Origin of the sequence: Erythrobacter sp. A6_0 (assembly GCF_017744235.1) — a bacterium.
Classification (GTDB): Bacteria; Pseudomonadota; Alphaproteobacteria; order Sphingomonadales; family Sphingomonadaceae; genus Qipengyuania.
This window is the reverse complement of the sequence record NZ_JAGHQR010000002.1, coordinates 165,164-188,047: the sequence shown is the minus strand read 5'-3', so window position 1 is coordinate 188,047 and position 22,884 is coordinate 165,164. Positions and strand designations below refer to the sequence as shown.

23 protein-coding genes are annotated in these 22,884 nt (G+C 65.4%); 11 read left to right on the top strand and 12 right to left on the bottom strand.

Translation table 11 applies throughout. The features are described 5' to 3' along the window. Positions 1 to 98 precede the first annotated feature (98 nt). Genes J7347_RS06610 through J7347_RS06600 form a run of 3 tightly spaced genes read left to right on the top strand, consistent with a single transcriptional unit; the run spans position 99 to position 2,613 of the window. A complete protein-coding gene (locus J7347_RS06610; RefSeq protein ID WP_280635682.1) occupies positions 99 to 1,187 on the top strand; it encodes an aminotransferase class V-fold PLP-dependent enzyme in 1,089 nt (362 codons plus the stop codon). Continuing rightward, positions 1,184 to 2,275 (top strand): cysteine desulfurase family protein, encoded by a 1,092-nt coding sequence (locus J7347_RS06605; protein ID WP_209161406.1) that lies wholly within the window; start codon positions 1,184 to 1,186, stop codon positions 2,273 to 2,275. Before J7347_RS06610 ends, J7347_RS06605 begins: the two co-directional genes overlap by 4 nt. Then, positions 2,272 to 2,613, top strand: a complete 342-nt coding sequence (locus J7347_RS06600) for a 2Fe-2S iron-sulfur cluster-binding protein (RefSeq protein ID WP_209161405.1) — start codon at positions 2,272 to 2,274, stop codon at positions 2,611 to 2,613. The genes J7347_RS06605 and J7347_RS06600 overlap by 4 nt, the downstream gene beginning before the upstream one ends. A gap of 30 nt (positions 2,614 to 2,643) precedes the next feature. Here the strand turns inward: J7347_RS06600 and J7347_RS06595 are convergent, their stop codons facing one another. The 3 genes from J7347_RS06595 to J7347_RS06585 form a co-directional block, all read right to left on the bottom strand. Next, entirely contained in the window at positions 2,644 to 3,588 is a 945-nt protein-coding gene (locus J7347_RS06595; RefSeq protein ID WP_209161404.1) for a hypothetical protein, read from the bottom strand. 150 nt (positions 3,589 to 3,738) lie between these two features. Then, complete coding sequence (locus J7347_RS06590; protein ID WP_209161403.1) at positions 3,739 to 5,448, bottom strand: mechanosensitive ion channel family protein; 1,710 nt, start codon at positions 5,446 to 5,448, stop codon at positions 3,739 to 3,741. A gap of 133 nt (positions 5,449 to 5,581) precedes the next feature. After that, complete coding sequence (locus J7347_RS06585) at positions 5,582 to 6,139, bottom strand: type 1 glutamine amidotransferase domain-containing protein (protein ID WP_067683554.1); 558 nt, start codon at positions 6,137 to 6,139, stop codon at positions 5,582 to 5,584. A gap of 100 nt (positions 6,140 to 6,239) precedes the next feature. On the opposite strand from J7347_RS06585, the gene parC reads away from it, so the two are divergent. Beyond that, positions 6,240 to 8,540 carry a DNA topoisomerase IV subunit A gene (parC, locus tag J7347_RS06580; RefSeq protein WP_209161402.1) on the top strand — a complete coding sequence of 767 codons (2,301 nt, stop codon included), beginning with the start codon at positions 6,240 to 6,242 and terminating at the stop codon, positions 8,538 to 8,540. Between the two features lie 90 nt (positions 8,541 to 8,630). Here parC and J7347_RS06575 read toward each other — a convergent pair whose 3' ends face one another. The 6 genes from J7347_RS06575 to J7347_RS06550 all read right to left on the bottom strand — a co-directional run bounded on the left by J7347_RS06575 (position 8,631) and on the right by J7347_RS06550 (position 13,626). Further along, a complete protein-coding gene (locus tag J7347_RS06575; protein WP_067683560.1) occupies positions 8,631 to 9,164 on the bottom strand; it encodes a hypothetical protein in 534 nt (177 codons plus the stop codon). Between the two features lie 247 nt (positions 9,165 to 9,411). Then, entirely contained in the window at positions 9,412 to 10,587 is a 1,176-nt protein-coding gene (locus J7347_RS06570) for a CCA tRNA nucleotidyltransferase (RefSeq protein ID WP_348521581.1), read from the bottom strand. Further along, positions 10,584 to 11,198 (bottom strand): CoA pyrophosphatase, encoded by a 615-nt coding sequence (locus J7347_RS06565; protein WP_209161400.1) that lies wholly within the window; start codon positions 11,196 to 11,198, stop codon positions 10,584 to 10,586. The genes J7347_RS06570 and J7347_RS06565 overlap by 4 nt, the downstream gene beginning before the upstream one ends. Then, a complete protein-coding gene (locus J7347_RS06560) occupies positions 11,195 to 11,752 on the bottom strand; it encodes a DUF1285 domain-containing protein (protein ID WP_209161399.1) in 558 nt (185 codons plus the stop codon). The genes J7347_RS06565 and J7347_RS06560 overlap by 4 nt, the downstream gene beginning before the upstream one ends. A 60-nt stretch (positions 11,753 to 11,812) precedes the next feature. Further along, positions 11,813 to 12,346 (bottom strand): N-acetyltransferase, encoded by a 534-nt coding sequence (locus J7347_RS06555; RefSeq protein ID WP_245173890.1) that lies wholly within the window; start codon positions 12,344 to 12,346, stop codon positions 11,813 to 11,815. Positions 12,347 to 12,432: 86 nt separating this feature from the next. Next, the gene (locus J7347_RS06550) at positions 12,433 to 13,626 is read right to left on the bottom strand and encodes a PQQ-dependent sugar dehydrogenase (RefSeq protein WP_209161398.1); all 1,194 of its coding nucleotides are present in this window, start codon (positions 13,624 to 13,626) and stop codon (positions 12,433 to 12,435) included. On the opposite strand from J7347_RS06550, the gene J7347_RS06545 reads away from it, so the two are divergent. The 4 genes from J7347_RS06545 (at position 13,625) to J7347_RS06530 (ending at position 17,108) form a co-directional block, all read left to right on the top strand. Beyond that, a complete protein-coding gene (locus tag J7347_RS06545) occupies positions 13,625 to 14,251 on the top strand; it encodes a ribonuclease HII (protein WP_209161397.1) in 627 nt (208 codons plus the stop codon). The genes J7347_RS06550 and J7347_RS06545 overlap by 2 nt on opposite strands. Then, on the top strand, positions 14,248 to 15,162 hold the full coding sequence (locus J7347_RS06540; protein ID WP_209161396.1) for an oxidoreductase: 915 nt from the start codon (positions 14,248 to 14,250) through the stop codon (positions 15,160 to 15,162). The genes J7347_RS06545 and J7347_RS06540 overlap by 4 nt, the downstream gene beginning before the upstream one ends. A gap of 219 nt (positions 15,163 to 15,381) precedes the next feature. After that, positions 15,382 to 16,527, top strand: a complete 1,146-nt coding sequence (locus tag J7347_RS06535) for a site-specific DNA-methyltransferase (RefSeq protein ID WP_209161395.1) — start codon at positions 15,382 to 15,384, stop codon at positions 16,525 to 16,527. A 20-nt stretch (positions 16,528 to 16,547) separates the two neighbouring features. Further along, positions 16,548 to 17,108: a GNAT family protein gene (locus tag J7347_RS06530; protein ID WP_209161394.1), complete on the top strand. Its 561-nt coding sequence runs from the start codon at positions 16,548 to 16,550 to the stop codon at positions 17,106 to 17,108. A gap of 27 nt (positions 17,109 to 17,135) precedes the next feature. On the opposite strand, the gene J7347_RS06525 is transcribed toward J7347_RS06530, so the two are convergent. Next, complete coding sequence (locus tag J7347_RS06525) at positions 17,136 to 17,807, bottom strand: flavodoxin reductase (RefSeq protein ID WP_209161393.1); 672 nt, start codon at positions 17,805 to 17,807, stop codon at positions 17,136 to 17,138. 236 nt (positions 17,808 to 18,043) lie between these two features. Between J7347_RS06525 and folP the strand changes: the two genes are divergently transcribed. Both folP and J7347_RS06515 read left to right on the top strand, forming a co-directional pair. Beyond that, on the top strand, positions 18,044 to 19,159 hold the full coding sequence (gene folP, locus J7347_RS06520) for a dihydropteroate synthase (protein WP_209161392.1): 1,116 nt from the start codon (positions 18,044 to 18,046) through the stop codon (positions 19,157 to 19,159). A 44-nt stretch (positions 19,160 to 19,203) separates the two neighbouring features. Continuing rightward, complete coding sequence (locus tag J7347_RS06515; RefSeq protein ID WP_209161391.1) at positions 19,204 to 20,355, top strand: alkaline phosphatase D family protein; 1,152 nt, start codon at positions 19,204 to 19,206, stop codon at positions 20,353 to 20,355. Here J7347_RS06515 and J7347_RS06510 read toward each other — a convergent pair. After that, entirely contained in the window at positions 20,352 to 21,140 is a 789-nt protein-coding gene (locus J7347_RS06510; protein ID WP_209161390.1) for an SDR family oxidoreductase, read from the bottom strand. The two genes, J7347_RS06515 and J7347_RS06510, sit on opposite strands and share 4 nt — an antisense overlap. Before the next feature lie 19 nt (positions 21,141 to 21,159). Continuing rightward, the gene (locus J7347_RS06505) at positions 21,160 to 22,578 is read right to left on the bottom strand and encodes a sigma-54 dependent transcriptional regulator (RefSeq protein ID WP_209161389.1); all 1,419 of its coding nucleotides are present in this window, start codon (positions 22,576 to 22,578) and stop codon (positions 21,160 to 21,162) included. Between the two features lie 179 nt (positions 22,579 to 22,757). Here J7347_RS06505 and J7347_RS13425 point away from each other — a divergent pair, with 179 nt between their 5' ends. Beyond that, positions 22,758 to 22,883 carry a hypothetical protein gene (locus J7347_RS13425; protein ID WP_280635681.1) on the top strand — a complete coding sequence of 42 codons (126 nt, stop codon included), beginning with the start codon at positions 22,758 to 22,760 and terminating at the stop codon, positions 22,881 to 22,883. Position 22,884: the final 1 nt, after the last annotated feature.

Here is a 22,884-nt window from a genome sequence, read left to right as displayed (position 1 = left end):
GTACCTGTGCGAAAGGGTTGCGGCGCATCGCGCGTGGCGGGCGCCCGGTAGCAAGCTGGAAGTGGCGCGCTATATAGGGTTTTCCCGCAAATTCGCAATTGTTTCGAGCACGTCCCATTCCGACCCCGAACTCCGACCGCATCTATCTCGATCACGCCGCCACCACGCCGCTGCGCCCGCAGGCGCGCGCCGCGATGGAGGAGGGGTTCGGGCTCTGGGCCAATCCATCGAGCCCGCATGGTGAAGGCCGCAAGGCCCGCGCCGCGCTGGAAGACGCGCGCGAGCGGATCAAGACGGCGCTGGGCTGGACGGGTGAGCTGATCTTCACCAGCGGCGCGAGCGAGGCGGCGGCATTGGCCCTGGGCCGGGCGAAGGGTGGCAGGAGGTTCGTCAGCGCGGTCGAACACGATTGCGTGCCGCAGGCTGCGCCCGATGCTGACCTTTTGCCGGTTCTTGCCGACGGGCAGCTCGATCTGGCGGCACTCGCGGAGGCGATCGGGGCCGATCGTCCTGTCGTCGCGGTGCAGCAAATCAATTCCGAAACCGGCAACCGGCAGGCGATCGAGCCGATCCACGAGCGGGTTTCCGATGCCGGGGGATTGCTGATCGCGGACTGTGCGCAGGCGGCGGGAAAGATGACGATGCCCCCATGCGACATGGCGATGATCGCGGCGCATAAGTTCGGCGGACCGATCGGGATCGGCGCGCTGCTGGTTCGCGACTTCGCCATGCTGGAGCCTTCCGGCGGGCACGAACGCGGCTATCGGCGCGGGACCGAAAACCTGCCCGGCGCGCTCGGCATGGCGGCGGCGCTGGAGGCTTGTTCCGAATCCTATCTCGACGAAGACGTGCTGCGGGCGTTCGACGCGTTCGAACGCGAATGCCGCTCGGCTGGCGGTACGCCGCTGTCGGATCGCCTGTCCGATCCCACCCCCTATATCCGCGCCATCGCCATGCCGAACCTGTCCGCCACCGCGCAGGTGATGCGGTTCGACATGGCGGGGATCGCGGTATCGCAAGGCTCCGCCTGTTCGAGCGGGACGATGAAGACCAGCCGCGTGCTCGATGCGATGGGCGTCGAACCGGATATCGCAGCGAACACGATCCGTGTGAGCCTCGGCTGGAACACCACGCGCGCCGAGGTGGAACGTTTCGCCGAAACATGGTTAGAGATGGCGCGACCATGATCTATCTCGATTACCAAGCCACCACCCCGCTCGCGCCCGAGGCACGGGACGAAATGCTGCGCTGGCTCGACGGGCCGGGCGGTTCCGGCTTCGGCAATCCGCACAGCCCCCACCGCATGGGCCGCCAGGCCAAGGCCGCGATCGAAGTCGCGCGCGAGCGGGTGGCGGAACTGTTCCCCGCCGGCGGCCGCGTGATCTTCACCAGCGGCGCGACCGAGGCGATCAATCTCGCCATCAGGGGCAGCGGCACGGGCGGCACGGTCTCCGTCTCTGCGATCGAACACGCCGCCGTGCTCGACACGGCGCGCGCGGTCGGGAACTGCCACGAACTGAACGTGGCCAAGAACGGCCAGTGCAACACCAAGCAGGACCTGCCCTCCGACACGCGGCTGGTCTGCGTGATGCAGGTCAATAACGAGATCGGCACGATTCAGCCCACGGTCGAATGGCACCGCAAGGCCAAATCCGCGAACGCTCTCTATCTGTGCGATGCGGTGCAGGCGTATGGCCGCATGGAAGTGACCGGTGCGGACATGGTCGCGATCAGCGCGCACAAGTTTCACGGCCCTAAGGGCGTCGGCGCCTTGTGGCTGCGCGAAGGATTGGACATCGCCGAGGTCCAGACCGGCGGCGGACAGGAATTCGGCATCCGCTCGGGCACGCTGTCACCGGCCCTGATCGCGGGCATGGGCGTCGCGGCGAAGGAAGCGAAGGAGCGGATGGAGCAGGACGCCGATCATGTCGACAAGCTCTGGACCCGCGCCTGCGAGCTTTTCTCGGACTGGGAATTGAACGGCAGCGCTGAGGCGCGCTGGCATGGAAACATGAACATCCGCCCGGCGGGCAAGAACGCCGGCGGGCTCGACGTGAACCGGCTGATGAGCGAATGCCGCGACGTGATGTTCAGCGCCGGAAGCGCCTGTGCCAGCGGATCGGGCCGGACCAGCCATGTTCTGGAAGCGATCGGCCTGTCGCAGAAAAAGGCCAAGGCCTCGATCCGGCTGGGCTGGGGCCGCTATACCACGATGGACGAAATCGAGACGGCGGCAGCCAAGATCAACGCGGCGGCGAAGGAGCAGGGCGTATGAGTGAGACGATCGGATTGCGCCTGCGTACGCCCAAGGGCGACATCGTCGAAGCGCGTGGGGCCATCGGCGATACGCTGCTGCGCGCCGCGCAGGCCGCCGGGCTTCCCCTGGAGGGGACGTGCGAGGGGCAGATGGCGTGTTCGACCTGCCATGTCGTGGTCGATCCCGAATGGTTCGACCGGCTGGAGGCCGCGAGCGAGGAGGAAGAGGACATGCTCGACCTCGCCACAGGCGTGCGCCGCACCAGCCGCCTTTCCTGCCAGATCGTGCTGGACGAGACGCTGGACGGGCTGAGCGTGGACGTTCCGACCGAAAGCCACGACGCGCGGCGGTTCTGACGCCTCAACCAGTCGGGCGGGGTTTCGCTTTTAGAATCCAGTCGAAAACCCGACTCGCCAGACCAGCTCGGTATCGTCGAGCCCATTGGCCACCCGGTCGTTGAGCATCCAGTAATCGAGCCCCGCCGTCAGCCTGACCGCGCTCGCCGCACCCTTGAACGGATTGGCCGCCACGCCAGCGCCCACTCGGAAAAACCCGAAGGTCGGCGTGCCGCCATCGACGCCGCTGTAGAAACTGTCGGACAGGCCGATCGCCATCGGTATCGACACGGTGACGCCGCCGTCCCCAGAGCCCAGCAGCACGCTCGGCGCGATGGACGGCTGGATATACAGCGCGTCGGGGCGATTGGGCTGGCCGATCTCCTGCACCATGCGCAGGGCAGGCTGGACGGAGAAGCCGCGCGCCTCTGCCGCCTCGCCCCATAATCCGCTGTCGTCGAAGGTCAGGGTGAGGTCGAAATCGTCGTATTCGTCGAACGAATTGCCAGGGGAGAGATAGCGGAAATAGGTCGCGCTGACGCCCACACGCTCCGCGATCTGGACTGCCCCGCCGATATAGATGTCGGCTTCGTACCATCCGGGCGTGGAGCCGGTGTTCGGCTGACCAAGGCCGGGACTGCCGCTCTGCATGCTGTTCCAGTTACCGACGAACACGCTCGCATCGGTAATCGCCCCGCCGGTCAATTCCGGTAGCGCGACGGTGAGCGTGGCATAGGGTTGATAGCTCGTCGCATCGGCGAAGGCGACGCCGCGCGAGATATACTGGCCCACCACGCTCGCCCCGAACGAGACCGACACGCGGCCCGGCGCTTCTTCGGCCAGCGGCACGGTCTCCGGCGGCGTCGCGTCGGCCACGGTTTGCGGACCGGTCTGCTCGGGCTGGGCACCGTCATTGGCAGGCTGCCCCTCGGCCGCCGCGAGCGGAGCCGAGCAGGCGAGAAGGGCAAGGGCGCACGATAGGGGCCGGCGGCGCATGGGCTCTAACTCCAGATTCTCGATGTCCGACCACAGCGGCACCGTTTGCAAGGCGGGCGCCCATTCAGCAATCCTCGCGCCGTAGCAAGCGGGATTTCGGTGCGAGGGTCGAGCACCGATCGCGGTAACGCCAAGACCTCCGGCTCGTTCCTACTCGCTTTCGTCCTTTCCAGCGAGGTCCATACGCACCTCGCGCTCGCGGGGAAGGAAGGCCGGGGCAGGTTCGTTCGACGCAGCCGCGTCGAGACCGGCTGCGACCGCCAGCATCCGTTCGCGCAGGCGGCAATGCATCTTCCATCCGCATTTGGGATCGCTCGACCGGGCCATGAAGCGCACGACCATCGCCTGCGCGTTTTGGCCGACGACTTCGCAGATCGCGTCGTCGGGATCGACCACATCCTCGTCCTGCTCGACGAATTCGCGGAACGGGCCACGTAGTTTCTCGACATCGGAGCGATTGTCGAGTTCGAGCTCGACATGCATCATCAAGCTGGCATCGCGCTTGGTCCAGTTCTCGAAGCTCTTGTTCGTGAAATCGCTGAGCGGCGCGATTACGCGGCGTTCGTCCCATGTCCGCAGGCGTAGATGGGTGAAGCCGATCTTCTCCACATAGCACCACTGGCCCTCGTACTGCACCGCATCGCCGATCCGGGCGGTCTGCGCGAAAGCGATCTGCACGCTCGACATGATGTCGCCCAGCAATTTGCGCCCCGCAAACACCAGCACGAGACCGAGCACGCCGGCAGAAGCCAGGATCGAAAAGCCGAGCGTGCTCGAAACATCGCTGGCGACGAGGAGGAAACCGACTGCGGCCAGCATCACCAGCGCCGTCACGATCCGCCTGATCGCGCTCAGTTTAGTGTAATAGTCCCGGTCGTTGCCATTGTCCGGATCTTCGAGCGCGTCGGTCCGCTTGTCGGTCGCGATCTCGAACATGGCTTCGATGATCGACAGACCGATGCCGAGAACCGCCGCGATGATCAGGACCAGTTGCAGCGGATCGAGCAGATCCTTGACCGGGCCGGAGAGGCGGAAAAACGTCTCGCGCACCAGCGCGAACGTTCCGGCGAAGGCCAGCAGGACGGCGGGCAGGTGGACCGCGCGCAGCACGCCATGGATCGTATCGTCATGCTGAAAACGGCTGCGGAAGCGACGGATGCCGAGATAGGTGAAGAAGGCGGCAAACGCGGCCACGATCAGTATCAGCGGGAGGGCGATGACCTCCCACCAGGCCAATGTCCAGAACGCCTGTTCGCGCAGGAATGGGGGCAAGGCTTTCTCGAACCGGGTCGGGCCATAGGTCTCGTAAAGCGCGGGCACGTTGGCGACCGTCTGCCTGCTGAACACCCAGACCGGTTCTCCGCCCGGCGCCTGCACCCTTGCGATGCGGATCGGCACGGACCGACCGTCCATCTCGATCTCGGCAAGAGTGATCGAGCGCCGCGGCGTGCCCGCCATCGGATCCTTGCTGCTCGTCTCGGTGTCGACGGCATCGGGCCGGTCGGGAAGAACGGCCCAATCGATTGCGACCGATCGTTCGAGCAGGTCGTAAAGCGCGGCCGTGACCTCGCGCCGCGATGCGTCGGTGCCATCGAGATTGGCAAAATCGAGTGCAGCGGATGCACGCGTCCAGTCGCGCGCCTCGCCTGCCGCCATGAAGGTTTCGACCAGACCCATCGGCGTGTCGAGTTCGAGCGGCGTGCCCGCGCCGCCGCCGTTCTCGAGCTGGTCGACTTCGTAGACGAACGGTTCGGAACTCTGCGCGATGTCGCGCTGGGATTGGGCCCCGAGCGGGACGGCGCCGAGCGCGGCTGTCAGTGCCGTCAGAAAGGCGAACAGGTATGTGCGTAAAGCCGACATCTTTCTCCCTCTGGAAAGCAATGAACGATACGGCCTATGTTTCCGAAACGCTGCGGAAGGCGTTCAAATCATATGAAAAACCCCGCCGCATCGCTGCGACGGGGTTCTCAAAAAAATCGGACTGTGCGTGTGATCAGGCGGTTTCGAGAGCCTTCTCGTCCACAGTCTCGCCGACCGCTTCGATCAGCGCCTTGCTGAAGGCGGGGATGTCGTTCGGATTGCGGCTGGTGATGAGATTGCCGTCGATCGCGACTTCCTGGTCGACCACGTTCGCGCCCGCATTCTTGAGGTCGGTGCGGATCGATTTGTAGGAGGTCGCGGTCTTACCCTTCACGATGTCCGCTTCGATCAGCAGCCAGGGGGCGTGGCAGATCGCGGCGATCGGCTTGCCGGACATGGCGAAATCCTTGACGAGGGCGACGGCGCGGTCTTCCACGCGCAGAAGGTCGGGATTGATCTGGCCGCCGGGCAGCAGGAGCGCGTCATAGCCTTCGCAGCTGCTGACTTCGTCCAGAGTCTTGTCGACCTTGACGCTGTCGCCCCAATCGTCGGTATCCCAGCCCTTGATCTCGCCGCTTTCGAGGCTGACGACGGTGGTTTCGATGCCCGCCTTTTCCAGATTGGCCTTGGGCTTCATCAGTTCGGACTGTTCGAAACCGTTGGTGGCGAGGATGAGGACGCGTTTTGCCATGAGAGTATCTCCATTGAGTTCGTGTTACCGGACTTACGCATGGGGAAAGCATGGCGTTCCGCGCTTCTAGCCGAGCCGGGGCGGTGATAGGGTGAATGGCATGGCTGCCGACAATACCACCGTGATGGACGAACCCGATCCCTTCGACGCGATCGTCGATGCCCCCTTCGACAGCGCGCTGAGCGAACGGTATCTGGTGTATGCGCTGAGCACGATCACCGCGCGCTCGCTCCCCGATCTTCGCGACGGGCTGAAGCCGGTCCATCGCCGCCTGTTATGGGCGATGCGCCAGCTGAAGCTGAACCCGACCGACGCGTTCAAGAAATCCGCCCGCGTCGTCGGCGACGTGATCGGCAAGTATCACCCGCATGGCGATGCGAGCGTCTACGATGCGATGGTCCGCCTCGCGCAGGATTTCGCGCTGCGATATCCGCTGGTCGAGGGGCAGGGGAATTTCGGCAATATCGACGGCGATAACGCCGCCGCCTATCGCTATACCGAAGCGCGCCTGACCAAAACCGCGCTGAACCTGATGGAGGGGCTGGACGAGGGCACGGTCGATTTCATCCCGACCTATAACGGCGAAGAGCGTGAGCCGGAGATCTTTCCCGGCCTGTTCCCCAATCTGCTCGCCAACGGATCGAGCGGGATCGCGGTGGGCATGGCGACCAATATCCCGAGCCACAATGTCGCCGAGGTGGTCGATGCGACGCTGGAACTGATCGACAATCCGCAGGTCGAACATGCCCGGTTGATGGAGCTGTTCCACGGGCCCGATTTCGCGACCGGCGCGCTGGTGGTGGACAGCCCGGAAACGATCGCTGCCGCCTACGAGACCGGGCGCGGCAGTTTCCGCCTGCGTGCGCGCTTCCATGCGGCGGAGGCGGGCACGGAGAAGGATCGCGAGGCGGGGATCGAACGGCTGGGCGGGGGCCAGTGGCAGCTCGTGGTCGATCAGATCCCCTACCAGGTGCAGAAGGGCAAGCTGATCGAACAGATTGCCGCGGCCATCGCCGATCGCAAGCTGCCGATCCTGGAAGACGTGCGCGACGAGAGCGACGAGAACATCCGCATCGTCTTCGTCCCCCGCAGCCGCAATGTCGATCCCGAGCTGTTGAAGGAAAGCCTCTACAAGCTCACCGACCTCGAAACGCGGTTCGGCCTTAATCTGAATGTCCTCGACGCCACGCGCACGCCGATGGTGATGGGGCTGAAGGAATTGCTGTCGAACTGGGTCTCCAGCCAGATCGACATCCTCCAGCGCCGCAGCCGCCACCGGCTCGGTCAGATCGCGAGAAGGCTGGAGCTGGTCGAAGGCTATATCGTCGCCTTCCTCAATCTCGACCGCGTGATCGAGATCATCCGCTACGAGGACGATCCCAAGGCGGTGATGATGGAGGAATTCTCTCTCACCGAACGGCAGGTCGAAGCGATCCTGAACATGCGGCTGCGCAGTTTGCGCAAGCTGGAAGAGATGGAGCTGCGGCAGGAGAAGGACGATCTCCTGAAAGAGCAGGACGAGCTCGAAAAGCTGCTCGGCTCGCCCGCCCGCCAGCGCACGCGGCTGAAGCGCGATCTTACAAAATTGCGCAAGGAATACGGGCCGGACACCGCACTCGGCGCGCGCCGCACGCTGATCGCGGAAGCCGAACCCACGGTCGAATTCAGCATGGAAGCCATGATCGAGAAGGAGCCGGTGACGGTGATCCTCTCGCAAAAGGGCTGGGTGCGCGGTGCCAAGGGGCATCTGCCGCTCGATCAGGAGTTCAAATACAAGGAAGGCGATGCCCAAGGGTTCGTGCTGCATGCGCAGACGACGGACAAATTGCTGCTCGTCACCGATACGGGGCGCTTCTTCACACTGGGCGCGGACAAATTGCCCGGCGCGCGCGGGTTCGGGGAACCGGTTCGGAACACGCTCGACATCGATACGGGTTCGCAGATCGTGGCAGCGATCGTCCATCGGCCCAAACAGCGCCTGCTGCTCGCCGCCGATACGGGCAAGGGCTTCGCCGCGAACACGGACGACCTGCTGGCCGAGACCCGCAAGGGCCGCCAGGTGGTGAATCTGAAGGGCGAGGCGAAATTGCAGGTCGTGCGCCCGATCGCGGCGGAGGACGACCACGTCGCGGTGGTCGGCGACAATCGCAAGCTCGTCGTCTTCAACCTCGAAGAGCTGCCCGAACTCGCGCGCGGACAGGGCGTGCAATTGCAGCGCTATCGCGACGGCGGCCTATCGGACGCGATCACCTTCAAGCTGGAAGACGGGCTCAGCTGGACCATGGGCGGCAAGGAAGGCCGCACGCGAACCGAGAACGAGATGTGGCAATGGAAGGTCGCGCGCGGCGGCGCGGGCCGGATGCCGCCGCAGGGTTTCCCGCGCGACAACCGGTTCGAATAGGGCGCAGTTCCTTCCCCGGTGGGGGCATGAAAAAGGCCGGAAGCGCCCCCCAGCGCTCCCGGCCTTATGCGATCCCGAAAGGATCGGATTTTACATATCGGCGGCCGCTTCGGCGTTGGCTTCCATATCCGCCAGCGCGGCATCGACCTGCGCCATGGTCAGGCGCGCGATCAGCTGGCCCTCGGTCGCGACGAAGTAGTTGCGCGGAACGGTGAATTCGCCCGCATCCTCGGCGCGAACCACGAGAACGTTGTCGCCTTCGACCGTTCCGACGGTGCCCAGCGTCTGGCTGTCGGCGGTCATGATCGTGGCGCCTTCGACCAGCGCTGCGTCGAGCGCGGCATTGGCGGCGGCCATCTGCTGTTCGATCATGGTGTCGAGCTGGACTTTGGTCACGGTGATGGTCGGGCCGGTTTCGCCCACGCCATACATGTCGACGGCGAGCGGAATCTGATGGGTGCCCGTGTCGAGCAAGGTCTGGCCGTTTTCGACCTGCGTGATCGTACCGACCTGATTGCCTTCGGGCCCGTAGACCGTCGCACCGGCGACGACCTGATCGTTGGCGAGCGCCGGAGTGGCGATCGTCGCGACTGCGAGAGCGAGGGCGGATGCGAGGGTCTTCATAAAGGAAACTCCGATTGGTGTTTTTCTACGCGATCCCCCAGACGCGAAAGACGCGCCGGAAGCGGGATCGGGAATGAGGGGCGGCACGAGACGCGAAACGCCAATCCGCTACCGCCGGACGGTCCGCCGCGATGGCGGGAGAGGGCTTTCTAAACGGATGCTGCGCTGCAATGCAACCGTGGGTCCGGTTATAGGGTTTCGCGATTAAGCTGGCCTGAAGCCGCGGTTGCCGCGCGTGCGGTGGCCTTTAACGTTCGGCCAGTTCTTCCGTCAGCAGCGCCTCGATCCGGGCCTCGCCGGGAAAGTCTTCCGCGATCCAGCGCGCTTCGACGGCGCGCATGATCCGCGCGACGTCCGGCCCGGCGGCGATACCGCGCGCCACGATCGTCCCACCCTTCAACGGAAAATGGGGCGGCGTCCAATCGTCGAGCGAGGCGGGCGAGGCGCCGGTCAGCAACAGCCGGTCGCGCGCGCATCCCATCCCTTCGTGATAGGCGAGCGCACGGGGCAATTGCGCGTCGTTCGACGTGCGCGCCGCCGCGCAGGCGAGGCGTCCGCGCTGTTGCTTCGACAGCCGCAGCCGCGCCGCCACGGTCTCTGCGAGGCTGGGCACTGAGGGCAGCAGCGCGGCGAGGCGGCGGATCGCCTCCGGTTCGGCATCGTGTTCGCGCTCGGTTTCGATCAGACGCGCCAGCGCCGCGATCTCGCTGGCGCGCGCTTCGGGCAGGATCACGCACAGCACGCCTGCATTCTCCATCAGGCGGATGCTGGGCACCGGATCGGGCAGCGCGAGTATGCCGAGCAATTCCATCGCCACGCGTTCGCGGCTGATGCCTTTCAGCGTTTCGGCGAGGTCCGCACAGGCCGCCAATGCCTCGTCTTCCGTCTCGCGTCCGAAGCGCGCCTGGAAGCGGAAATAGCGCAGGATGCGCAAGTGATCTTCGCGAATGCGTTGGCGCGCATCGCCGATAAAGCGAACTCTGCGCGCTTCCAGATCGGCCAGCCCGCCGAAGAAATCGGTAATCTCCCGCGTTTCTGGATGGGCATAGAGCGCGTTGATGGTGAAATCGCGCCGTGCCGCATCCTCGCGCCAGTCGTCGGCGAACGCCACCGTCGCGCGGCGTCCATCGGTGCTGACGTCGCGGCGCAGCGTGGTGATCTCGACCGGGCCGGTTTCGAGAATCGCCGTGACGGTGCCGTGGTCGATCCCGGTCGGCACGGTGCGGATACCGGCGTCGCGGCACAGATCGATCACCTGTTCGGGCCTATGCAGAGTCGCGCAATCGACATCGGCCACGGGGATATCGAGCAGCGTGTCGCGCACCGCGCCGCCGACCCAGCGCATCGCGTCGGGCCCCAGCGTCGCGGCAAGCTGCGCCAGATCGGCGCGCTTGGTCCAGGGGGCGGGGGGGAGATCGGTCACTGTGTCGCTTCCATCCATTCGAGGCGGCGGGACAGATTGTAACAGATCGCCGCCGTCACGCCCCAGATGCGATAGCCCCGATAATCGAGTTCGAGATATTGCCGCATCGCACCTTTCCAGAACACTTCGTTGCGCGTCCAATTGTCCGCATTCATCACCAGCGACAGGGGCGCTTCGAACCAGCTTTCGACCTCGCGCGGATCGGCGCGCAGCGGCAGGTCGGGGGCGATCACGCCGAGCACGGGGGTGATGTCGAAGCCGGTCCCGGTCTGATAGCGATCGGTGGTGCCGATCAGGCGCACCTGATCGCGATCGAGCGCCAGTTCCTCTTCCGCTTCGCGCAAGGCGGCAGTGACCGCGTCCTCGCCCGGTTCCAGCTTGCCACCGGGAAAGGCAACCTGGCCGGGATGATCGCGCATGGTCGTGGGGCGCTGGGTAAGAATGACACCCGGCTCACCCTCACCGTCAGGCCGATCCGTCACCGCGATCAGCACGGCGGCATCGGCAGTCCGCTCGGCATCGGCGAAACGCGCATCGGTCATCAGGTCGGGTATGTCGCGCGCATGGCCCGCTTCGAACAGGCGGACCAGCCGGTCGAACAGGTCGCTCATTCCGGGGCGGGGGGCAGCAGCGAATAGGTTTCGCCGCCGCTCATAACCGTCCAGTCCTGCCCCCGCGCCAGCGCGATTTCGGCAAGCTGTTCGTAGGTCGAGCGGTTCAGGCGTGCCTCGCAGCCGCGCCGGACATGGACGTAGAGCGCGGGCGCTTCGGCATCTCCGGCGGCGCGGATCGCATGGTCCGGCCCGGCGACCACCAGATCATCCGTATTGAGGCGGAAGGCGATTCCATCTTCGACCAGGCGGCAATCGGTGGCGATGAAGCAGGCATCCTCCACTTCGATCGAAAGCTTCTGGAACGGCGTGACCAGCCAGTAGGCGCCGTTCTCGTCACGCGTCAGCAGGCCCGAAAACGCGCGCACCATCGCTTCGCGCCTGATCGGGCTGCCATCGTGATACCAGGTCCCGTCGGCGGCGATGCGCATGCCGCTGTCGCCTTCTTCCTGCGGCGTCCAGCGTTCGACCGGGGGCAGCTTGCGGGCTTCGACCTGTTCGGCGATCTGCGCGAGGCTGAGACCGGCGAGCTCGGGGGGCGGAGTGTAGACCATAGGTGTGGCGTTGGCAGATGCGGGCGGGCGAGACAATCCTCCCCGAACCGGCGAAAGGCCTCAGCCCATCCAGGGGCCCAGCATGCCTTCGCGCGGCAGGATGGCGGCGTTGTTCGTGCGGGCGAGCAGGCGGCCCTGTTCGTACGGGCCGGGGCAATGCCAGCCGCCGGTATGCGCAGGGCTGAAGTCCCATTTCCCGTAATAGTCGACATCGCCGATCAGGACCTGCGGCAGCGCGGCGGACGAGCCTTCGCCGAGCCTATCGACAGCCGCGAGCGAGGCGGCCATCAGCGCCTTGCCATACCCTTCGCCCTGCCGCCCCGGCATCACCGCGACCGGGCCGACCATCAGCAGCGGATGCGCCCGCCCGTCGGGATCGGTCAGGGCGACGGGCCAGAGCTGGATCGTGGCGACCAGATAATCCTCATCGTCGAGCGCTGCGAAGCTGAGGCCGGGCAGCCATTCCATGCCTTCGCGGATGCGATAGGCCGTACGCGCCCGGCGCTGTTCGCCGAAAGCCGCGTCGAGCAGATCCTCGATCAGGTCGGAATCGATCGCCGAAAGCGGCACGATGGTGGGCAATGCAGTCGCCATGGGCCGCGCGGATTAGGGGCGCGGCCCCGGCCTGTCGATGAAATAGCGCTATCGTCGGGCCAAGCCGCGCTCGCCTTGCAGCGCCTTTAGCCAGGCGTCAGCTTGAGCAGCCGCCCGTTGTCGCCATCCTCCAGCGCCCAGATCGCGCCGTCGGGGCCCTGCACCACCTGACGGATACGCTCACCCATCGGCACGCGTCCGACCTCGCGCGCGGTGTCGCCGTCGAAGGCGATGCGGATCAGCGCTTCGGTCTTGAGACCCGCGACGATTCCCTGACCGCGCCAGGGCGCGAACAAGTCGCCATCGTAGATGAAGAAATTGCCCGAGGCGATCACCGGGGTCCAGCTGATGACCGGCTTGATGAAGCCATCGTCGGGGCTGTGGTTCGGGATCGGCGTGCCGTTGTAGTTTTCGCCGTTGGAGCGCGTGGGCCAGCCATAATTGCCGCCTTTCTGGACGAGGTTCAGCTCGTCGCCGCCTGCCGGACCATGCTCGATCTCCCACAAGCGGCCATCGGCATCGAAGTCCATGGCGAGGATGTTGCGGTGGCCCCAGCTCCAGATCTCGTCGCTGGGCGATCCGCGATCGGCGAGCGGATTGCCAGCGGCGGGCGTCCCGTCGAGATTGAGCCGCACGATCGTGCCGAGCGTGTTCGAAATATCCTGCGCGGGGTCTTTCTTCTGCCTCTCTCCACTGGAGACGAACACGTAGCGCTCGTCCGGGCTGAACACGATGCGGTGCGAATAATGGCCGCGGCCGCTGACCTTGGGCGTCTGGCGCCAGATCGTCTCCAGCCCTTCCACCTTACAGCTCGCATCCTGCGTCCCGCAATTGAGCGTACCGCGCCCGACGACCGCGCCGCGCGTGTCGCCGTCACCGGCTTCGACCCAGCTGAGATAGATCGTCCGGCTGCCGACATTGGCGGCGCGCTGGCTGGGCAGAAACGCGATCTCGCCGAGGCCGCCCTGGCCGCCGTAATCGACGCGCGGCATCCCGCTGACCGTGCCGGTGCGGCGGGTTTCGGTGTCGATGAATTTCATCGTGCCGGGTTTTTCGGTGATGAACAGCATCGAAGTGCCGGGCGCGAAAGCCGCGGCCCAAGGCTCGTTATACGTGCCGAATGCCGTGACCTGCGGCTCGCCCATCGGCGCATTGGTAGCGGTTCCGGTCGTCGGCGCGGGCGTCGATTGGGCGGCGGTTTCCCCGCCTGCCGGGCTGCCGCAACTTGCGAGCAGGGCGCTGGAGGATAGAAGGGCGGCAAGGAAAGGTTTTGTCGTCATGCTATCGGGAACTCCTGAAGGCGGAATTGGCTCCGCGCCGCTGGTCGCTGGCGTGGACGAGGCCGGACGTGGCCCCCTCGCCGGGCCGGTTGTGGCCGCCGCCGTGGTGCTATGCAAGCCATGTCCGGGTGGCCTCGCCGATTCCAAGGTGCTGAGCGCGGCAGCGCGCGCCAAGCTCGAAGCGAGCATCCGCGCGCGCTGCGTCTATGGGATCGCCGTGGTCGATGTCGAAGCGATCGATCGGCTCAACATCTTCGGCGCCACCATGCTGGCGATGACGCTGGCGGTCGAGCGGGCCGAAGCGGCGCTGGGGCAGACGGTTGCAGAGGCCCTGATCGACGGAAATCTGACGCCGCAGGGCCGATCGCCCGGCTGGCGCTGGCCCGCGCGCGCCATTGTAAAAGGCGATGCGAAGGAGCGCTGCATCTCCGCCGCCTCGATCCTCGCCAAGGAATATCGCGACCGGATCATGCGCGAGGCGGCGCTGGCGCACCCCCATTACGGGTGGGAGCGCAATATGGGGTACGGAACACGCGAGCATGTCGAGGCATTGCGAACATACGGGCCCACGCCCCACCACCGGCGCAGCTTCGCTCCGGTAGCGCAATTGGAGATGTTTGCATGACTTTCGCCTATTCCGATATCCCCGAACAGACCGGAAGGACCGCGATCGTCACCGGCGCGAATACCGGCATCGGCCTCGAAATCGCCCGCGGGCTGGCCAGAAAGGGCGCACGCGTGCTCCTCGCCTGCCGCGATGCCGACAAGGCCAACGAAGCCATCGAGGATATCAGAAGCGGCCCCGAACGCGCCGATCTCGCCTTCCTCCATCTCGACCTCGCCAATATCGCATCCGTGCGGCAGGCGGCGGAGGAAGCTTCGCATGAGGAACGGATCGACCTTCTGATCGACAATGCGGGCGTGATGATGCCGCCGCTCGACCATGCGACCGCCGGGTGCGAATTGCAGTTCGCGGTCAACCACCTCGGCCATTTCGCCTTCACCAGCCTCCTGCTGCACAAGCTGGAGCAGGACGGTGGCGGGCGCGTGGTCGTCCAGTCCAGCCTGGCCCATCGCGGCGCGGGAATCGATTTCGACAATCTCGACGCGGCGAAGGGGTATTCGAAAACCCAATTCTACGGGCAGAGCAAACTTGCGAACCTCCTTTTCGCCAAGGAACTGGACCGGCGGCTGCGCGCATCCGGTTCCTCGGTCAGCGCCATGGCGTGTCATCCGGGGATCGCGCAGACGGAGATCACGCGCCATTTCGGACCGCTCGGCAGCGTGTTCGGATCGGTCGTCGGGCTCGCGCTCAACAGCGCCGCCGATGGCGCTCTGCCCGCGCTCCAGGCCGCAACCGACCCTGCTGCCGAAGGCGGCGAGTATTACGGACCCTATGGCTTGCGCGAAATGAGCGGCAAGCGATCGGGCCGCGCCATCGCCAGCACCAAGGCCAGGGACGAAGCGCTGGCGAAGCGGTTGTGGGATCGCTCGGTCGAACTGACCGGCGTCGATCCGGACCTCGCGCCTGCCTGACCTCACCGATCTCGATCGCTCCGGCAGCGAGTCCTTCGCGCCACACTCGCAGCATGGTGTGGCGCGAAAAGACTAGGGGACTCAACATCTAGTCGCGGACTCCTTTCGTTCCGTGCGAGGGCGCTGCGCTCCTTCGCCAACCGCCCGTCGCTTCGCGCTTGACCTCGACTCCGATTGGACTCACCCTGTGGATAAGTACGAAGGACAGGGGCATTCGGTATGGGGGTCTTGGAGACCACGAAGCCGCGCACAATCGCGCGCGAAAAGGAAAAAACGGCGGGAAAACAGACGGTTTCCCTGCCTCTTGGACAAATTCTCGATGGTGACTGCGTGGAGCGGCTGCGCCAGCTGCCCGATGCCAGCATCGATCTCGTCTTTGCCGATCCGCCCTACAATCTCCAGCTCGGCGGCGACCTCAACCGGCCCGACGGCAGTCATGTCGATGCCGTTACGGACGAGTGGGACCGCTTCGAAAGTTTCCTTACTTACGACGACTTCACAAGGGCCTGGCTGACGGAGTGCAAGCGCGTTCTGAAGCCCGACGGCGGATTGTGGGTGATCGGCAGCTATCACAACATCTATCGCGTCGGTGCGATCCTGCAGGATCTCGGCTTCTGGATCCTGAACGACATCGTCTGGCGCAAATCCAATCCGATGCCGAACTTTCGCGGCACGCGCTTCACGAATGCGCATGAAACCCTGCTGTGGTGTTCGCAGGGCGAGAAGGCGAAATACCATTTCAACTACCGCGCGATGAAGACGCTGAACGACGAGCTTCAGATGCGCAGCGACTGGGTGCTCCCGATCTGCAACGGCGGCGAACGGCTGAAGGAGAACGGGCACAAGGTCCATCCGACCCAAAAGCCCGAAGCGCTGCTCTATCGCGTGCTGCTGGCGACGACCGAGCGGGGCGACGTGGTGCTCGATCCGTTCTTCGGCACCGGCACGACGGGCGCGGTCGCAAAGAGATTGGGCCGCGAGTGGATCGGGTGCGAGCGCGAGGGGCTCTATCGCGACGCCGCGCGGAAACGGATCGCGCGGGAACTGCCGCTCGACGAAAGCGCGCTCACCACCATGCAGGCGGGCCGCGCCGCGCCCAAGGTGGCGTTCGGCGCTCTGGTCGAAAACGGGCTGATCCCGCCGGGCACGCAGGTGTTCGACAAGCAGCGCCGCTGGACCGCGACGGTGCGTGCCGACGGATCGCTGGCTCACGAAAAACAGACGGGCAGCATCCACGGCCTCGGCAAGGACTTGCAGAATGCGCCCAGCTGCAATGGCTGGACCTTCTGGCATTTCGAACAGGACGGCGCGATCAAGCCGATCGACGCGGCGCGCAAGCTCTACCTGCTGGCGGCTGAGGACTGAGAACCGGGCGCGGCGGAACGATGACGGACCGGTCGCGCCTTCCTACCGAACCGGGCGTGCCCTTACTCGAGACCGCGCGCTTCACGATGCGCGCCCTCGAGCGCGGCGATGCGGCTGCGCTGTTGCCGACTTTGGGTGACGAGGCGCAATGCCTTTATCTCACGCGCGAAGCCTTCGAATCGGAGCAGGAATTATGGGGCTGGCTGGCCGATCCCTCATGGCCCGGCTTGACCTGGATCGCCGTGGATGCGGACGAGGAGGTCGTCGGCCGCTTCGTCGCGGTGCCGGTGGAGGAAGCGGGCGTTTGGGACCTCGGCTATATTGTCTGCGCGCACCGGCAGAGGGAGGGCATCGCGGTAGAGTGTAGCGAGGCGCTGCTTCGGCACCTGTTTGCCGATGGCGGCGCCCGCAAGGCGGTGGCCGAAGTGGATATCGAGAACGTGGCCTCGATCCGCACGCTCGAAAGGCTGGGCTTCACGCGCGAAGCGTTCCATCCCGCCTATGAGGAAACGCACAAGGGCGTGTGCGATGTCGCTATCTACGGCCTCGATCGCAGCGCCTTTGCCAGCGAGCCGGGATAGAAGCCCGATCCCGTTTCGGGTGCTTTGTCACCAGTCTTCGTGCACCAGCCGCTCGTCGGCAACGCCGCGGGCTTTCAACAGCGTGCTGACATCCTCCTGCATCGGCGGCGGGCCGCACAGGTAGAAGGTGCCGCCGAAATCGAGATCGGCCTGGTCGAGATAGTCGCTGTCGACCTGGCCGTGATATATTCCGTCGACATTTTCGTCGCTGAGCACGAGGTCGAGCTTGAGGCCGGTCATCCGCTCCAGCTCTTCGCGCAGGATGATGTCCTTCTCGCAGGAATTGGCGAAGATCAGGCGATAGCCGTCGAGATCGCCATGCTCGGCCTGCCGCGCGCGCAGGATCGAAAGGAAGGGCGTGATCCCTGCGCCGCCCGCGATGATAGTGCCCGGCCCATGATCCGAAATCGCACCCCAGGCGTCTTCGATCAGAACGTCCTCGCCGCCTTCCAGCTTGCCGATCTGTTCGGTGACTCCGTCATGCGAGGGGTAGGATTTGATCGTGAACTGGAGATGCTCCGCCTCGGGGAGCGAGGTGAAGGTGAAGGGCCGCTTCTCGTCCCGCCAACCGTCCCGATCGAGGGCGAAATCGGTCGCCTGGCCGGGCTGAAATTCGTAGCCTTCGGGCCGGATGAAGGTCAGCTCGTTCACGTCATGCGTGATCGGGCGGATGGATTGAAGCGTGAGAGTGTGCGGCATGGATTTCCTGGAATCGGGGGCGGAGGGTTCGATGGAAAAAGCATCGGCCTCGGTGGCTGGTTCCCGTGCGAGAGGGTTGAAGGATTATCGCCGGACGTAAGGCGCTGTCCTACACGGTCGGTTTTCGCTAGCGATGCAGCCATGCCTATCGCCGCATTGCCTTGCCGCCGTACCCCTCGCCATCGCACGGATCGGACCGCGAACCGTGTCGCAAGTGTCAACACCGGGCCCGCGACATGACCGACCGCGTCTATATCCGCCCCATCGGTTTCGCCCCCGGTCCGCAGGCCGAACATGGCAATGCGATCCGGCTGGCGGGCGGCATGGTCTATGCCAGCCGCTTTGCCGTGATCCTGCGGCGCGATGATCGGGTCATCGAACGCTGGCTGGCCGCGCCCGACACGATGGCGGAAACGCTGGCGCGCCTGCCCGACAGTGTCGCTGCGGAGGGGGAGGCGCAATGGGCGAATTTGACGCTCGCGCACGCGCCGCTCACCATTGGATCGCGGACCGTCCGGCTCGACCAGACGCAGGTGATGGGAATCCTCAACGTCACGCCCGACAGCTTTTCCGATGGCGGACGCTTCCTCGACGATGCGGAGGCGGGCCGGGACCACGCGGCGGCGATGCTGGAAGCGGGCGCGGCGATCATCGATATCGGCGGGGAAAGCACTCGCCCAGGGGCCGAGCGCCTGTGGGAAGGCGACGAGATCGAGCGGGTCGTCCCCGCGATCCGCGCCTGCGCCGCCATGGGCGCCGCGGTCAGTATCGACACGCGAAAGGCGGCCGTGATGGAAGCCGCGATCGAGGCGGGGGCGGGGATGGTGAACGACGTTTCCGGCCTCGCGCACGACCGGCGCAGTCTGGAAGTCGTTGCCGAAGCAGCCTGCCCCGTCGTGCTGATGCATGCGCCGGGCGCTTCGGGTGAAGATCTGCATGGTGGCGCCGATTACGCCAACGTGGTGTTCGACGTGTTCGACGCTTTGCGCGAACGGCGCGATGCGGCGCTGGCGGCGGGGATCGCGCGCGAACGTATTGTGCTCGATCCAGGCATCGGCTTCGGCAAGTCGCTTGCCGACAATCTCGCGCTCATCAATGCGCTGCCGCTGTTCCACGCGCTGGGGCAGCCGCTATTGTTGGGGGCGAGCCGCAAGCGCACGATCGGCGCCTTGTCGAACGAGGCGCCGGTGGATAAGCGGCTAGGCGGCAGCGTGGCGCTGGCGCTGGAAGGTATGCGCGCGGGCGTTCAATTGGTGCGTGTCCACGACGTGTTCGAAACCGTGCAGGCCCGCAATGTCTGGCGCGGCCTGCGCGATGCGGCGCTGACCGATTTCGGCGACTTGCCAGCGTAATCTTTGCCCATCATGGCTTAGGCCAAGATTTCAGGAGTGATACCATGATCCGCCGCCTGCTTTCCGCCAGCCTCCTCGCGCTGAGCGCCGCTGCCTGCACCACCGCTGCTGCCGACGCGCCGACCAGCGCGCCCTTTGCCCCCTATAATTCCGCGATGGCGGGCGAGACCGCGCTGCCGCGCGCACCGCAGGGCGTGGCTTTGGACGAGAGCGCCACACTGACCCGATTCGCCTTTGGAAGCTGCAATCACCAGTCGCGCAGCCAACATATGTGGGCGAAGATCGCGGCGAAAAATCCTCAGCTGTTCATGCTGATCGGGGATAATGTCTATGGCGATCAGCGCTGGAACGGCGGGTCGGGGCTCATGGATCTGCGCAGCAGCTATGCCGAACAGGCGAGCCATCCCGAATTCGCGCGCTTTCGCAGCGACATTCCGATGCTGACGACCTGGGACGATCACGATTACGGCTTCAACGATGGCGGAGCGAGCTTCGCGTTCAAGCTCCTGTCGGAAAAGATCTACGAGACGTTCTGGGATTCGAGTGCGCAGGTTCGTTCGCGCCCCGGCGTCTATGAAAGCCGCACGATCGGGACCGAAGCAGACAAGCGTGTTCAGGTGATCCTGCTCGATACGCGCTTCTTCCGCTCCGATCTCGATCGCGGCCCGTATAGCGAGGATCGTCCGCCTTTGGGGCCCTATTCGCGGCCCAATACCGGGCCCGATGTGACGATGCTGGGCGCCGAGCAATGGGCGTGGTTGCGCCAGGAACTGGCAAAGCCCGCCGATCTGCGCCTCGTCGTTTCTTCGATCCAGGTCATCACCGACGCGCATGATTACGAGGCGTGGGAGACCATGCCGCAGGAACGCGCGCGGCTTTACGAAATGCTCGGCCAGCGCGCCGGGGGCGGGGTTCTCTTGTTGTCGGGGGACCGGCATGCGGGCGGCATCTATCGCGAACGCATCGGGGGCGAAGAGATGTGGGAGCTGACCAGCTCCTCGCTCAATCTCGCTTTCAACGATACTGCCAGCAACACCGCGCGCGAGCCCGATCCCAAGCGCGTCACCGATTTCATCTCGGAAGAGAATTTCGGCACGGTCGATATCGACTGGGGCGCCAAGGCGCTGACGCTGCGCCTGCTCGGCAATAAGGGTGAAGTGCGTGCCGAGCGTACGGTTAACTGGAGCGCGCCCTAAAGCGAATAGCCACCATCGGTCACCAGCACGGTGCCGGTGATGTTGCTGGCCTGATCGCTCAACAGGAAGCCGATTTCGCCCGCGATCTCGTCCGGCGTGGCGAAGCGGCCACGCGGCGTAGTCGCCGCCATCGCGGCGAGCGTCGCTTCGCGGCCATGCGCGCTCACGCCGGCGCGGAAATCCTTCGAGCTGTCCCAGATCGCTGTGTCCACGCCGCCGGGCGCGACCGCGTTGACGCGGATACCGTCCTTCGAAACTTCGGCAGCGGCAATCCGGGCCATGTGGGCGACGCCTGCCTTGGCGACTCCGTAGCTGCCGATGCCGGGCACCGGCTTGATCCCGGTGATCGAAGCTGTGAGGACCACGCTGCCGCGCCGGCTTTCTTGCGTAGTCTTGGTCTGCGCGTCCTTATCGCGCATCGCGCGCAAACAGGCGCGCAGCGACAGGAAGGCGCCGTCGAGATTGACCGCCATGCCGCGCCGCCATTCCTCGAAGGAATGATCGGCGATCGCGCCGCCCACACCGATGCCTGCGTTGAGCACGGCGTGGTCCAGCCCGGCGAGATTGGGTTCGAGGTCGGTCCAGAGCGCTTCGTCCGCGATATCGCCCGCGATCGTCTCGACATCGCAGGCCAAGCCGTGTTCGGCGAGCCTGTCACCGTCGCGGTCGATCAGCCAGAGTTTCGATACGCCCTGCCGGTCAAGCCAGCGGGCGCAGGCTGCGCCGATGCCGGAGGCCGCACCGGTTACGAGCGCGCTGCGCCCTTCGAAGGTAAAATTCGTCATGGGGTAAAAGCTAAGCCGCTCAGGCGGCGTTGTCGATGCCGAGATCCGCAAGCTTGCGATAGAGCGTCGAGCGTCCGATCCCGAGGCGCCGCGCCACTTCGGTCATCCGTCCGCGATAATGGCCGATCGCGAGGCGGATCACGTCGGCCTCGATCTCTTCCAACGGACGCAGATTGCCGTCATCGGTGTAGAGCATCACGCCGAGCCCGCGCTGGCGGCTCTCGGTGCGGTCTTCCATGTCGCCGAGCAGTTCGGACAATTGCGGGAAGCTGTCGGCGGTCAGCGCTTCCTGTTCGGAGAAGACCGCGGCGCGGAACAGAACCGCCTGCAATTGGCGGACATTGCCCGGCCAGTCATAGGCTTCGAGCAGATGCAGCCCGCTATCGGCGATGGAATGGTGGCGCAGGCCCGGTTGCTGGCCGATGCGCGAGAGGAAGAAGCGGGTGAGGGCTGGGATATCGCCGGCGCGCTCGCGCAAAGGGGGTAGCACGATATGCGCAGCGCCCAGCTGTTCGTAGAGGTCGGACGAAAACTGCCCGGCTTCCACCAGCGGAGCGAGCGGTCGGTCGCTGGCTGCAAGAACGCGGATATCGACGCGGAAGCCGTGCTTGGCGCCTGTCGGGCGGACAATGCCGGTTTCGAGCGTTTCGGCGAGGCGGACCTGGATCAGCGGGTCGAGCCGGTCGATCTCGTCGAGGATCAGTGTGCCGCCGTCGCAGCTTTCGAACAGGCCGACCTGGCGATCGAAGGCACCGGGAAAGGCGCCCTTTTCATGCCCGAACAGGAGCGATTCGATCGAACCCGCCGTCGTTCCGCCGATCGAGATGGCGCGCATCTCCAGCTTGGCCCGCGGGCTTGCCGAATGCATCGCGCGCAGGAGCATTTCCTTGCCGGTGCCCGTTTCCCCCTCGACCAGCGCGTGGGCGTGGCCGCGCGCCGCAGTGGCCGCCTTGGCGAGCGCGGTGCGGAAGGGGGGCGCAGTGCCCACCATGGTGTCGAAGTCGAGTGTGCCGACCAGCTTTTCGGCCAGCGGCTGCAACTCGAAACGCGGCGGTTCGGGCCGGGTCGCGCTGCGCAGGGCGAGCAGCAGGCGTTCGCCAGCGACGGGCTTGATCAGATAATCGGTCGCCCCGGCGCGCATCGCTTCGACGGCGAGGAGCGGCGAAGTGCTCGCCGTGATCATCAGCACGGGAAGCGTGGGGCGGCGCGTCTTGATCTCGCGGATCAGATTGCAGGCGTCGTCGCCCGGAACCCATTGATCGAGAAGGACCGCGCCCAGGGTCCGGCCTTCGGGCGTATCGAGCTTGGCAAGCGCCTCGTCCGCACTTTCGGCGACCAGCGTGCGCCAACCTTCACGCGCGGCAAGCGCGCCGACGAGGCGGCTCTGCACCGGCTCGTCGTCGATCAACATCAGCAGGCGGGTTTCCCCATCGGCCATGATAGTTCGCGCAACTCCTAAACCTGCGCCGCGATCCGGCACCGGGCGATCTCTATAGCGCCAAATGGTTAAAGAGGCGATTATCCTCCGGAAGCGTGCGGATTTTGGGAAGGCTTGAGCGCGGGCGCGGGCCGCGATACAGGTTGGAAGGAACACAACTCAGCATTCGAAGGAATATCATGGAATCGCGCCAGGACATGAAGTCTGCCAACCGCATGTACGAAAGCTTCATCGCCAGTCTGAAATGGTCGGTGCCGCTGATCGCCGCGATCGCCGCGATCGTCGTGATCCTGATCGCCACCTGAT